General features: G+C 47.3%; 7 protein-coding genes. 4 read left to right on the top strand and 3 right to left on the bottom strand.

The window, feature by feature from the left end; all coding sequences use genetic code 11:
* The 4 genes from BLV62_RS25505 to BLV62_RS25490 form a co-directional block, all read left to right on the top strand.
* A partial coding sequence (locus BLV62_RS25505) for a Calx-beta domain-containing protein (RefSeq protein WP_139170396.1) occupies positions 1 to 5285 on the top strand: 5285 nt, incomplete at its 5' end.
* 23 nt (positions 5286 to 5308) lie between these two features.
* Positions 5309 to 6220, top strand: coding sequence for a PorP/SprF family type IX secretion system membrane protein (locus tag BLV62_RS25500; protein WP_168927992.1), 912 nt, complete (start codon positions 5309 to 5311; stop codon positions 6218 to 6220).
* A gap of 21 nt (positions 6221 to 6241) precedes the next feature.
* Complete coding sequence (locus tag BLV62_RS25495) at positions 6242 to 8374, top strand: OmpA family protein (RefSeq protein WP_089765545.1); 2133 nt, start codon at positions 6242 to 6244, stop codon at positions 8372 to 8374.
* 38 nt (positions 8375 to 8412) lie between these two features.
* Positions 8413 to 10899, top strand: coding sequence for a Calx-beta domain-containing protein (locus BLV62_RS25490; RefSeq protein WP_089765543.1), 2487 nt, complete (start codon positions 8413 to 8415; stop codon positions 10897 to 10899).
* A gap of 281 nt (positions 10900 to 11180) precedes the next feature.
* On the opposite strand, the gene BLV62_RS25485 is transcribed toward BLV62_RS25490, so the two are convergent.
* The 3 genes from BLV62_RS25485 to BLV62_RS25475 are packed head-to-tail and all read right to left on the bottom strand — an operon-like array spanning position 11181 to position 14108.
* Positions 11181 to 11675, bottom strand: coding sequence for a GNAT family N-acetyltransferase (locus tag BLV62_RS25485; protein ID WP_089765541.1), 495 nt, complete (start codon positions 11673 to 11675; stop codon positions 11181 to 11183).
* A 31-nt stretch (positions 11676 to 11706) separates the two neighbouring features.
* On the bottom strand, positions 11707 to 12423 hold the full coding sequence (locus BLV62_RS25480; protein ID WP_089765539.1) for a PrsW family intramembrane metalloprotease: 717 nt from the start codon (positions 12421 to 12423) through the stop codon (positions 11707 to 11709).
* Positions 12420 to 14108 carry a DNA polymerase/3'-5' exonuclease PolX gene (locus tag BLV62_RS25475; protein WP_089765537.1) on the bottom strand — a complete coding sequence of 563 codons (1689 nt, stop codon included), beginning with the start codon at positions 14106 to 14108 and terminating at the stop codon, positions 12420 to 12422. The genes BLV62_RS25480 and BLV62_RS25475 overlap by 4 nt, the downstream gene beginning before the upstream one ends.
* Between the last annotated feature and the right edge of the window lie 198 nt (positions 14109 to 14306).

Here is a 14306-nt window from a genome sequence, read left to right as displayed (position 1 = left end):
TGAGCACAGGCAACAATGGTTCCACTACGCTGAAAGTAAAAACAGATATACTGGTAGAAGACGCAGAAGCTATTGCCATAGGTCCTAAAGTGATGGATGCTTTGAGCACTGCCTACACTACCACAGTGGATACACTGCGTATGACCATTAAGGATGCGCAGTATCCATTCCCGGCTGGCGATTCTATCATCTTAACCAGCGCGCCAAATCCTGTATCAGAAGGCGGAACAGCCGTATTTACCGCTACCTTACCAAACGGCTGGAAAGCAGGTAAAGACTGGGCTATCAATCTGGCAAAAGATAATATAGCTTCTGTTGCAGATGCACGGCATACCACACTGCCAGCAAGCATTATGATTGCCGAAAATGCAACATCCGGATCTGCGGCTGCTATCACCATCAACACTAACAAAACCTTCGATGATGATGGTATATTAAAGGTAGATGGCAATACCGGCAACACTTCCATGCCATCAAAAAGCCTGGTGTTGCAGATCAAAGACGCTACAGATCCAGCACAAAAGAAACTGACCTTATCCATAGACAGCACCACTTTATACGAAGGCAACAAATCAGGTATTCGTATATCCCTGCCTGCCGGTTACTCTGCTACCAAAGATGTAACCATCAACTTAAGCAGGGATGTGACTTCCGAAGCTGCAACCACCGATTATACGCTGCCAGCTACGATCACCTTACCGCTTGGTAAAACAACAGAACTGATCACCGATGTGCTGCAAGCAAACGCAGACCAGGTGATTGAGAAAGACGAGGTATTGAAACTCAACGGTACCGCCACCGGTTATACAGTAACGGGCACGCAAACCCAGTTGCTGGATGTTACCCGCCGCACTGCTGCTAATACCAAGCTGTCGTTCACCATACCAGCCGCTCCTATGCCTGAAGGTACAGACCAAACTATCAGCTACGCATTGCCAACAGGCGTAACCACCGAAGTGCCAATTTCTATCGACTTAAGCGGTGCTAAAGGCAAGGCGATCCTGGGCACTGACTATGACTTACCGTCGCCATTAACATTGAGCACAGGCAACAACGGTTCCACTACGCTGAAAGTTAAAACAGATATACTGGTAGAAGACGCAGAAGCGATTGCCATAGGTCCTAAAGTGACAGATGCTTTGAGTACTGCCTATACTACCACAGTGGATACGCTGCGTATGACCATTAAAGATGCGCAGTATCCATTTCCGGCTGGCGATTCTGTCATATTGACCAGCGTACCGGATTCTGTATTGGAAGGCGCATCGGCTATAATAAAGGCTACCTTGCCAAACGGCTGGAAAGCAGGCAAAGACTGGACAATCACCCTGGGTAAAGATGCAGTTGCCTCAACAGTGGCAGACAATCGCCATACGACTGTTCCCGCAACGATTGTGATCGCAGAAAACCAGTCTGTTGGTTCTTCTTCCGCTATCAATACCCTTACCAATAACATACTCGACGATGAAGGCAAGCTGGTAATAACCGGCAACACAGGTAATACAGCTATGCCGGCCAATAATGCCAGCCTGTATATTAAAGACCAGACAGCGTTGTTGCCAAATGCAAGGAAACTGACCTTAACGCCTGCCACAACTACTATTGCAGAAGGTAATAAGGTAAATGTAACCGTTACTGCGCCTTATGCTTCTACAAAAGCTGCAACCATCCAGTTCAGCGTTGATAATGGCACTACTGCTGCGCTGAATAAAGACTATAAACTTACAACTGCTTCACTTACCCTGCAACCCGGAGAAACAACAAAAACATTTGAACTACTGGATGTATTGTCAGACAACGTGCTGGAAGCAAATGAACAGGTGAATATCCATGCAACCGTTAACGGCTATACGATCAACGATGCCGGAATAACAATTACCGATGTTACACGTACCAACCCGGCTAACCTGGAAGTAACTGTAACAGTGCCCGCGCCGTTGAAAGAAGGCGATTCGCATACGGTAACGGTAAACCTGCCTACAGGTATTACCACTGAAGTGCCGGTAGCCGTACAGCTGCCTCAAACCGGCGGTACCGCTGAAGCAAATATCGATTACGTGCTGGCTTCACAGGTGACCATTAATAGCGGCAATGGCGTATCCACTACCTTGCAGGTGAAGAACGATAATTTCACCGAGGGACCTGAAACCATCGTGTTTGCACCTACGGCTACCGACGGTATCAGCACTTATACAGTAACGCTGCCAACGCTTACCATAGAGGACGATGCCGCTCAATACCCGTTGCCGGCGCCTATTATACTGAAGAGCACTTTGGCCAGTATGGATGAAGGAGCCGCTACCGGCGCCGTGTTAAGCGCACAGCTGCCAAATAACCTGCAAGCAGGTAAAGACATCGTTATTCATATAACCAAAGACAATGTCCGCAGTTCCGCTGTCAACGCAGATCATAACGCCCTGCCGGCGCCTTATGATATTGTCATCCACAAAGGACAGAATGAAGGCCAGAATACCTTCGCCCTGAAAGCAGTGAAAGACCTGGTGCTGGAAGATGATGAAACAGTGGTATTGACCGGCAACATTACGGATGCAACCTTTGCTTCTGCGGTAATAAAAGATACAACTATCACCATCAAAGACCGGACGCACGACGATCCGGCTACCGGCCTGGTTCATCTTACTGCTGTAACTACCGGTACGCATGTGAAAGAAGGCAGCAGCTATACTATGAAAGTTAGCCTGGCAACAGGAGTTACTTCTTCAAAAGATATCAAAGTAGGACTGGCCATCGGGGCAGGTTCTGTGGCAGCGGCCGGCGACATCGATCTCTTGCCGGATACCGTGACCATCAAAGCAGGACAACCATCTGTTGATTTCAGCTTCACAGCCAAAAATGACTATGTGATAGAGAAAGCCGAGCTGCTATGGATCACTGCACAACCGAAGGTAACAGGTATGAAGGGTGATAAGTTGTCCGTAACCCTCGACGATGTAACTGGCCTGAACCCTGATAACAGGAAAATGGAGTGGAGAATAGATTCTTCCCTCATCCATGAAGGCAGCAGCAGCAACGTGACATACGGATTTGTGAACAGCCAGATCACGTCGGACGAAAATATTACGGTGAATATCAGCCGGAATGCTTCTTCTACCGCCGAAGATGCTGACTATGCAGGTATTTCCACTCCAATGACACTGAAAGCCGGCGAACATAATAAAACAGTATCCCTGGCTATAAAAGATGATAATGTACTGGAAGGAGACGAACAGTTGCAGTTTAACGTGCAACTGGCCACGCCTGGCTACACCATCACCCAGCCAGGACTGGTGCTGATCCCTGAAACCGGCGATATGAGCGTACAGCTCCTGAAAGCTGCTGATGCTGCCGAACCGGCTACCAACGGTTCATTTACCATTAAGCTGCCGGGCAACAGTACAGCCGCTGCCGATGTGAAAGTAGTATTCTATGTAAGCGGTATTACCGGAACAACGAACATTTCGCCGGTTGCTGCTTCTGCAACCATACCGGCAGGAAAAAATAGTGTATCCGTTCCTGTTACCGTGATAGATAACAAGATCATTGAAGGTGATGAAACTGTGTCGGCCGCCTTGATGCTGGCACAAATGAGACGCTTCAACAAGAACATCCCGCTGGATGTGAACGACGCCGATACTGTTAAACTGACGGTGTTCGACGACGAAAGCAAAGCGCCGGGAAGGGAAATGACCATTGTTAAAACAGGCGACGCGGCCGAACCTTCAATAGAAGGAGGCTTCAGGATACGCTTCACAGATGCCGCGCTTTCAGCTGCCAAACCTGTGAACATCACTTATACCATTGGCGGCACGGCAATAGCCGGTACCCGCTACCAGCCGCTCAGCGGAACCGCCACCATTCCTGCTGGTCAGAACGGCGTAGACGTTAAGGTAACGCCGATAGATAACAATATTGTGGAAGGAGACGAAACTGTAACTGCAAACCTGAAAGCCGTATCCAGCAGCATGGCAGGTATTACCTGGCCTATTGCAGCAGCGGCCAATGCAGTGGTGAACATACAGGATAATGATACCCTGGTAGTTGATCTTACCACCACCGTTAGCACGATAGATGAGGGTAAAGCCATCAGCTTTAAACTTTCTTCTCCGTCTACTACTGCACATCCAATCCCGATCCGGGTACAGGTAATGCAGGACGCGGTACGCACCTTTACTACCAGCGAGGCTATTGTCAACAGCAACATCATTACCGTGATGATGCCTGCCAACACGAAAGAGCATATTTTCACCATCACCGCTAAAGACAACGATATCAACGACGATAACGGCTTCCTGAAAGCCACGATCCTGCCTTACCTGAGCGGCAGCGGTTCCCTGATCTATAAAGCAGGGGCCAGCACAGAAGCGCAGGTGATCATCACCGATAACGACCCGCTGACGCTCAGCTTTACTGAAGGGAAGTTTAGCGTGAAGGAAGGAAACAGGGGAGAAGTGACGCCGTTGAAATTCAATGTGCAACTGAACAGGCAAAGCTCAAGGCCGATCACCATCAGCTACGATTTCGAAGAATCGACAGACGGTGTTTCTTACCCGTACATGGACTTCAGGGCAACGCCGGGTACAGACTTCGATAATACCGTTAAGCAACTCGTGATCCCGCCGCTGCAATCTATTGCCCAGCTGGTAGTAAACATCAACGGCGATACGACGTTTGAGCAGAACGAGACATTTATTGTAAAAATGCTGAACGCTACGGTGCCTTCAGGACAAAATGCGCCAACCATAGGTACGCCATCTAAAGCTACCGGCGTGATCCTGAACGACGATCCTATGTGCTACGCCTGCGATACAGATGGCGACGGCTTGTCGGACGGTGATGAGGATATTAACAAGAACGGAGATCCGTTCGACGATGATACAGACGGAGATGGTGTCCCTAACTTCCTTGACCTGGATTCAGATGGAGATGGCGTTCCTGATTCGGTAGAGAAATTTACCAGGGACAAGAGAACGATCGATAACAACTCAGGTAAACTGCGGGTACACCCGGCTATTTCTCCAAACAACGATGGCTTGGGTAATGACGTGATGTATATCGAAAACATTGATAAATACCCGGATAACGAGGTGGTGATCTTCAATCGTTGGGGCGGTACCGTATTCAAAATGAAGAATTATGATAACAAGTCAAGGAACTTCAGAGGTAGGGCCAATGCCGGAGGCAATTCAGGGAATGACGTACCTGACGGATCATACTTCTATAATATCGAGGTAACGATAGATGGAAAGAAAGAACACTATACCGGATTTATTGTGATTAAACGCTAATGCTATACTTTAAGCTGATACCTATGAAAAAGTATCTTATGCGAACCCTGGGAGCAACTGTTCTATGCCTGTGCGCCTGGAATATAAAGGCGCAGCAACAACCCTTGTTCTCGCAATACATGTTTAATGGCATGGTGATCAATCCTGCTTACCCTTCCATGGATGAGTCGTCGAGCCTCACTGCTGTTGGGCGCAATCAATGGGTGGGAGTGGATGGAGCGCCTAAAACAGCCACGGCATCTTTTTATACGCCGGTGAAGGCAACCAACACCAGTTTGGGGTTTTCGCTGATGAATGAAAAGATCACCGTGAACTCGCAGACCGCCGTAAACCTGAATGTATCGCAGCGGGTAAAGCTGAGCGAAAAAATATACCTGGCTATGGGCCTGAAAGGCGGCATGACGCAATACAGGGAAGATAACAGCCGGTTATCCATTTCCGACCCGGTGTTCGCCAATAACCAAAGCTATTGGAAAACAGATGTGGGCTTCGGTTTCATGGTATTCACCGACCGGTTCTTCATCGGGCTATCTACTCCTATTTTCAAGAGCTTCGACCTCGGGAGCAAAATGAACAAGGTAGTAGTAGAATCGCATTACTATTTGCAGACGGGGTATTTGCTCAATATCAATAACGATGTAAAACTGAAGCCTAATATTTTATTAAGGCAGGTAAAGGGAGCCGGCTTCCAGTATGATCTGAATATGAATATACTGCTGAAGAACCTTGTCTGGCTGGGCGCTTCCTGGAGGTCTGAAAAAACCATCACGGGCCTCGTACAGGTACAACTGACAAAGAACCTGCAATTGGGTTATTCGTATGATTCGCCGATGGAATCCAATTTAAAAGGCGCACAAACAGTATCGCATGAAGTGATGCTGAATTACCGCTTCTCCTGGTCTAAGTGGAAAGTGGTGGCGCCACGTTATTTCTAATAATATTTAATCAAGAATAGTATGCGAAAAATTAGTTTATCAAACTTCATACTCTTCCTGAGCTTTATTTTCCTGTTTGTTTCCTGCGGTATTGTAAACGATACCCTTTCATCCGGAGGACTGGCTAAAGTAAAACGTGCCGAGCGTTTGTATAAGAGACAGGAATATGAAAAAGCTATTTCCTTGTGTAATGATGTCATTAATCAGGGTGGAAGGGAAGAAGTATTGAGAGGAGCCAAATTGCAATTAGCCCGTATCTATTATGAAACCCGGCAATTCGAAAAAACCATCAGCCTCTATGATGAGCTGTTGTACAAACCGGCGAAAGATATACTGGTAACAGATGTTACCAACTATATAGATCTCCTGAAAAGAACAGGACGGGTGGCGAAGGCGCAGGAGATCAGCGCTACCTATGCCAAAGACTATAAGAACAATGCCCGCTTTGCCAACCAGCAGGAATCGTTGGTGAATTACTACGGCTTCTTCAACAGGGACTCTGTTGTGAACATGCGGGTAGATAGTTTAAGACTGAGTTTACCGGGCTATCAATACGGCCTTGCGTTGTATAAAGACAATATCGTTTTCCTATCTAACGATATAAAAAAGAAAGACCAGCAATCTTTTTACACAAATTCAAAACTTTACCAGGTCTCTGAAGACGGGGTAGAGCCCTTCAACAACAGTCTTAGAGGCGTATTGCAGGTGGGGCCGGCATCGTTCTACGACAATGGGCAAAAGGTTATTTATACCTCCAACAGGTTCACTGATGTAAAGAATGACAAGAACTCTTACATCAATTACAATAACGGTACCCAGTTGCTGGCCGCCACTTACCAGGAAGGACATGACATCTGGAGCAAGCCAACACCTGTACGGATAGGCAGGAATACGGAGAACTATTCTTTCCTGCATCCTTCCGTTGTTCCATCTGGCAAACGTTTGTACTTTGCATCAGATATGCCGGGCGGCTTCGGCGGAACTGATATTTATTATACAGATTGGGATAAAGAAGCCAAAAAATGGAAGGCGCCCGTGAACCTGGGACCTACCGTTAACACAAATGGCAACGAGTTGTATCCCTTTATTGTGGGGGAAAAATTATTTTTTTCTTCGAATGGGCTACGTGGGTTCGGAGGACTTGATATATTTGTGATTAATATTAAAGAACTGGATAAGGGCCCTGAACATTTACCATACCCGGTAAATACGCAGTTCGACGACCTGAATCCTGTTCTGGATGAGAAGAAGTTGTTATTGTATTTTACTTCAGATCGTTCAGGCGTACACGATAATGATCATATTTATGTACTGAACCTGAAGAAGAATCCTTTGAAACAATTGGATCTTCCCTATCCTGGAAAACCGGCGAAAGACGAAGATAAAGTACCTTATACCGTGAACGGGGCGGACAACCGCCAGATGCAGACTTTAGTAGGGAGTAAACAATACGATGGAGTACCTGTGAATAAGCCTATTGTTGATACAACCAGAAAGCCTATGCCTATTGCTGTTGCAGCTCCTGCACCAGCCGAAAGGAACGTTGTCGATTATGGAAACGAGATCATCGATAGTTCTCCGGAAATGATACCATGGCAGGGTAGCAATACCAATGTAACGGGAACGGCTACACAAACCGTTACCAATGCCGCTGCAGCGCCTTCGCAAACTGCCCGGGCCAGCTATAGCAGTCCTGAACTGGTGTCGTGGAACCGGGAGAATGCTATCATTTCCGATGGCATCCGGTATACGGGAAGTAAAGACAGCACCCTGCGCACTATTGACCAGCTTTGGAAAGTACCGGGAGTGATCTATTACGACCTGAACTCTTTTGTACCGCAGGACCAGGAATGGCGAAAGCTGGATTCTATTTTCAGGATATGGAAAGCGAATCCCAGCCGTGTGATCATGGTGAACGGGCATACGGACATTATAGGAACAGAAAGATATAATCTTTCCCTGTCGAGGAACCGGGCGCTGTATATCCAGGAATGCCTGTTGAGCAGGGGTGTAGAAGCCGGCAAGGTAAGGATCAATTATTTTGGTTCAACCCGCCCGGTTTGGGTAGCTACACAGTATTCCCTGGAAAACGACAGGGAGATCTTTATCCGTTTGCAGGGGGTGAACAGGCGTTGCGAGATCAATATCCAGTAGTTAATTAATATTTATTCGCGTATATCAAACTAAAACTAATGAACAAATTTACTTCACTGATGCTTTTCCTGGCACTGGGTTCCCAAGCCTTTGCCCAGGAAATGCCTGTCGTGTTTAACAAGAGTTTCAGCGCACCAAAGAACCAGTACAGGAAACTGGCTATCGCTGAAAACAATGCAATTGTTGCTATCGGCGGAGGTAACGATAACGGGTGTATCACCAAGTTATCGGCTACCGGTAACCTGATCTACAATGCAAAGCTGAATAAAGGAGGCCTGGTTGCTTACCAGGATATGTTGCTATTGCCTAAAGGAGAACTGGTTGCTGTTGGCGGAGGTACTATCGCATACGGGAATGCCCGCGTCACCAGGCTGTCTTCCACCGGCGAAGTGATCTTCGATAAAAGCATCGGCAATGGCCAGGGAGGTTACTTCACGAAGGTGATCACCGATCGGCATGGCAATTATATCATGGTAGGGGTAGATGGCAGCAAACCTGCGCAGGCCCGCATTACCAAGATGTCGGCCGATGGAAAGATAGAATTTGACAAAGGCTTCGGCGCACATAATATGTTCACCAATGTGCTGATCGACGAAGATGAAAACATTATTGCCGTAGGCGGAGATGTGGGAGATGGACAGGGAAAAGCGTTTCTTGTTAAAGTAGATGGAAAGGGAGAAAAACAATATGATATTTCTTTTGGCAAACCAGGCGCTGTTTTCGAGAAGATGTTGTTGCTGGAAGACGGATCAATACTGGCAATGGGCGGAGGCGCCTATGGTACGGGCAACGCCAGCCGTATCACCAAAGTAAATGCGGAAGGACAGGTAGTATTCGATAAAGAATATAGTACAGTAGATGGCAAGTTCAATGCGATGAAGGTCAACGACCTGGGTCAGATCTTCGCCTGCGCGGAAGAGAAAGACAAAGGCCGTATCGTTAAACTGCGTCCGGACGGTACCGAATTGTTCAATAAAGAGACAGATGCTGCCTTATTCTCGTTAGAAGTTGGCAAAAACGGTAAAGTAGTGGCAGCGGGAGGTAACGTTACGAATAACACCGGTAAGATCGTAAAACTCTTGCCTGATGGTACTACTGTTATTGATAAGAACATCGGTTCAGTATTCCAGCACCTGTTGCTGACAGAAGATGATGAGATCTGCGTGGTAGCAAGAGACGGTTACCGGTTGATCAAAGTAAGCCCGGACGGGGATTTAATGTTCGACAAGCAGTTGGGAAAATATGATGCAAAAACTTCACTGGCATCCCTGCTGATGAGTCCTTCCGGTGAGATCCTTGCAGCCGGCGGCGGTGACGAAGATGGCAACCGTATCATCAAGATCAGCCACGGGGTAAGCATTAACGACATCGCTGTGTCAGAGCCACTGAATGGCTTATCGAACGCTTCACTGACCATTACCTTATCAGGCTTCCTGAGAAGCAATGGCGTAAGAACGCCGGTGAATGTACATTATAAAACCATTCCGCATAAAGGAGGCGCAGGAGCCGGCGACTTCGATATCACAGAAGGAACGATTTCCTTTGTACCATCAGAGTTTGCAGCCGGGGCTATCATCTCCAAAACCATCCAGATACCAGTGAAAAGCGATAACCTGCTGGAAGGGAAAGAAGCCTTCCATGTTGAGATCCTGGATGCATCAGAACTGCATTTAACAAAGGCAAAAGGCGAAGTAACGATCCTTGACCAGCCGGCGATGGTAAAGTTTGTTGGCGGCAGCAATGGTGCTGAGCCTAGCACCGATGTAGTATTTTCTGCAGGTTTGTTTAAGAGAGACGGAACACCGCTGATCAACGCAACATCCAAACCTGTACGTTTAACCTATAAATTCGGTAACGGTACCGCGTTGCCGGGAGCTGATTTCGTAAGCAGCATCAAAGCGCCATTCGCTATCGACAGCGGCGCTACCACAGCTACCCTGAATGTAAAAGTGAAGGACGACAATCGTTTTGAACTGGCAGAAACAGTGGTATTGGTATTGAGTGAGATCAAAGCGGAAAATGAGGCGGTTGTTGGCTACAACGGTGATGTGACCAGCATTTCAGCTTCCCAATATATACAGGAACAACCGGCGCATATCACTCTTGTTAAGCTGACGGATGCCAACGAATCTGCAACCGCACCGGTAAGCATGTTCAAATGTATACTGGTAAAAGCAGCCGACCAGTCTGTGCAAACCAACTGCACCGGCAGCGATATCAACATCTATTTTGGAGTCGACTCGTCCAGCACTGCCGCTTACGGTAAAGACTATGTGATTATGAACGGCGATATGGTGAAGATCACGGGCGATTGCGCATTCAGTGAAACAGATATCCAGGTGGCGTTGGTGAACGATCGTATCAAAGAAGCGGATGCGCTGGTAGCGGTAAAACTGCGCGATGCTACAGCGGCTGCCAATGCAGGAGTATTGAAGATTGCACCGGATTTAAAATTGAACAAAGCAGTAGCAGTTATTCATGACGATGATACAGAGGAGGGAGGAACAATTTTAACCGCCAAATAGTCCAGGCTTGGAGTAATAACCGATATACGCATTTCAGGCAAACCTACAGGGGCTAACTGGTAATCCAGTTAGCCTCTTTTTGTTATAAGGCATTAAAAAATAGCATCTTTTACATTAAAATATAAAAGATGCTATTTTTTTTCTTATGGTAAAATCCGCTTATGAATACTTCTCGTAAATAGATGTATAACGCGATATAATATTACTCAATATAAAGAGTTGTGTCTTTTAATGGTTAACTTGGGAATAAGCCTGGTATATCCTTACCGGGCTTTACTTTTTTATAAGGGCAATCTCATTACATAATCATCCATAATGAAGCCGCTGCCCACGTCTGTTATTTTTTCTTTGTAGATAGTGAATCCCTGTTTTTCATAAAAGAACCTGGCCTTATTGAACCTGTTTACATCCAGTTCCAGGATGTGGGCGCCTTTTGCCTTTACCTGGCCGATCACCTGGTTAAGCAGCCATTTCCCGGCGCCTTTTCCCTGGTACGCAGGATCGAGATAGATCCTGTGGAGTTTGTATACTTCAGGAGCGTCTGTATGACTGTAAGAGGCAAAACCGATCAATATATCGTCGTCCAGCAACAGGTTGTAATGATGCCCTAATTCGTTTATATGTTGGGTTAAGGCGTTGGTGTTATACATCATATCCATCATATAGGAGATCTGCTCCTGGGAGAGGATAGCCTGGTAGGTTTGAGGCCATATTCTTTCAACCAGTTCCTGGATAGCAGGAATATCGTTAACAGTTGCGGTTTGGATGTTGTACATAAGTATTGATTATCTGAGAAAACAAAAATAGCTAAAGCTGCTGATCGTTGTTTTCTTCTTCAAAGTAATGTTGTTCGTATAGTTGTTTGGAAAGCGCCGTATCTTTTTTAATAGCCTTGTAAGAGAGGCGGGCGGCGAAGAACAGCGTGATCAGGGATGCGCCGATCATCAGCAGATTATTTCCGAGGAACAGGAACAGGTCGAAAGTTCCATGGAAGAATACGGCGATCAGGAGTCCGCGGAGCAGCAATTCTCCGCTTCTGTGAGGAATGAATTTGGCAAGGCCGGTATAATATCCCATGAGGATGGCAAAGGTAGCATGTGCCGGAACAGATAGGAACATCCTGGCAACGCCGGTGCCTACGCCGTATTTGGCAACATAGGCTATATTCTCCAGGGTGGCGAATCCCATTCCTATCATTACCGAATACACGATCCCATCCAGGGGTTCATTAAAGGCTTTTTTAGGATAGGAATACCCCCGTAAAATGATAAATTTTGCCAGCTCTTCTGATATTCCTACTACGCCATAAGCAAAAGCTGCAGTGCCAAGTATTGTGCCGTTAGACTCCTTCAGGCCGAATGTAAGCGCCACTCCCTGCATCAGCAGCGGGAAAACAACACATAACATTCCCAGTAAAAAGCTTTTCAGAAGTAAGCCTGCGGGTTCCCTGTCGTATTTGTCCATCGCGTAAACAAACAGGCAAATAGCTAAACCCGGGGCCACGGCTAAGGCCAGTAGCATCATGAGTGGATATTTTTTAATTGCTTGCGTTGCTGAAGGTAAGTTTCCAGCATGTCAACAGTATAGCTACTCAGATTGTTTGCTTTGGTGATACCGCCTTTTTGTGCAGCCAGGGTACCATATTTTACGTCGTCGAAGCCCTGGATGCTGTGCGCATCCGGGTCGATGGAGATCAGCACATTTTTCTCGATGGCGTAGGGCAGCCAGGTCCAGTCGATATCCAGCCGGCGCGGATGTGCATTCAGTTCTATCACTACATTGTTGGCGGCGCAGGCGTCGATGATCGCTTTATGATCTACCGGGTAACCATTGCGGCTGAGGAGAAGCCGGCCTGTCATATGCCCCAGGATGGTGGTATACGGGTTTTCAATGGCTTTCAGCAGTCGCGCCATGGCTTTTTCTTCCGTCATTTTCAGGTTAGCGTGAACGGAAGCGATCACCAGGTCGAATTTCGCGAGGATTTCATCGGGGTAGTCCAATGCTCCGTCGTTCAGTATATCTGATTCTATGCTTTTGAAGATCTTAAACGGCGCCAGTTCCTTGTTGAAAGCGTCTATTTCGGCATGTTGCTGCAGCACCCGTTCAATTTGCAGTCCATTTGCATAGAAAGCGGTGCGGGAGTGATCGCTGATGACAATGTATTCGAAACCTTTAGCTTTGGCGGCTAAGGCCATTTCTTTGAGAGATGACTCGCCGTCGCTCCAGTTGCTGTGGGAGTGGATAATTCCTTTGATATCGGCCGGGGCGATGAGCTCCGGCAGTTGTTTATTTTTTGCGAGGTCTATTTCCTTGCCGCCTTCGCGGAGGCAGGGAGGGATGAAGGCCATATCGGCGGCGCTGAAGATGGCTTCTTCGGAAACGGCTTCTTTGATGAAAGAAGCGCCGCCAGCGGCGTTGAATTTATCGATAAACGGCGCAGCGCCCGTGGTGGCGAAGAGTTGAGCGTAGAAGTCTTTAGGCTCGCAGGAGTGAGCTACGATCTTCAGCTTTTCATCTAGTTGCCAGGTGCTGTGCTGTTGCTGGGTTTCGGAGAGGGCGAGGCCCGGCAGGGCGCTGAGTTGCTGCACTACTGTTTCGGCCGGGGCGGCAATAAGGATCTCTACTTCGTCAATGATCGGGTTGTTCCTCCTGAAGGCGCCGGTAAGTGATACCGGGGCCGGGGCGAAGAGGTCTTTCAGTTTACCCTCCAGCGAGTGGCCGAGAGCATCTACTTCGGCGAAGAGGAAGCGATGCCGGTTAGCGAGGTAGAATTCTATGTTTTGCCTGACGTTTTCCTGGGTTTTGGCGCCAAATCCTTTCAGGAGCATTAACCGGTTTTCGTTGCAGGCGTAGAGTAACTCGCCCATGGATTCTATTTCCAGTTCTTTCCAGATCGTGGCTATTTTCTTAGGTCCCAGTCCTTTCAGCTTCATTATTTCCAGGATGCCCGGAGGGGTAATGAGCAGGTATTGTTCGAGTAATGAGAAAGCGTTGGTATCCAGCATTTCCAGGATTGCTTTGCCGGTAGATTCGCCTATTCCTTTGATCCGGAATATTTCATCGCGTGGCATATCTTTTAGCTGGGCGGGTAGTTTTTCTATGGTAAAGGCGGCAGAGGAGAATGATTTGGCTTTAAAGCTATTCTCACCATTTATTTCCATGAGTTTAGACAACAGGGAAAAGTTGTCTGCAATAGTATAATTATCCATGGAGTAAAAATAAGGGAAGGAGTGGGGATAAAAAAACTCTCTCTACGGGGTAGAGAGAGTTTTATAACTACATTTTGTGTTCCGATCTTAGTTAGAAGATGCCGGAGTAGATGGAGCTGCAGGAGCCGGAGCAGGAGCAGCTTTCTTCTTAGGAGCGGCTTTCTTCTTAGGAGCAGCTTTCTTAGCAGCAGCTTTTTT

It is taken from the genome of Chitinophaga terrae (ex Kim and Jung 2007), assembly GCF_900107795.1.
Classification (GTDB): Bacteria; Bacteroidota; Bacteroidia; order Chitinophagales; family Chitinophagaceae; genus Chitinophaga; species Chitinophaga terrae.
This window is presented reverse-complemented; position numbering and strand designations above follow the sequence as displayed.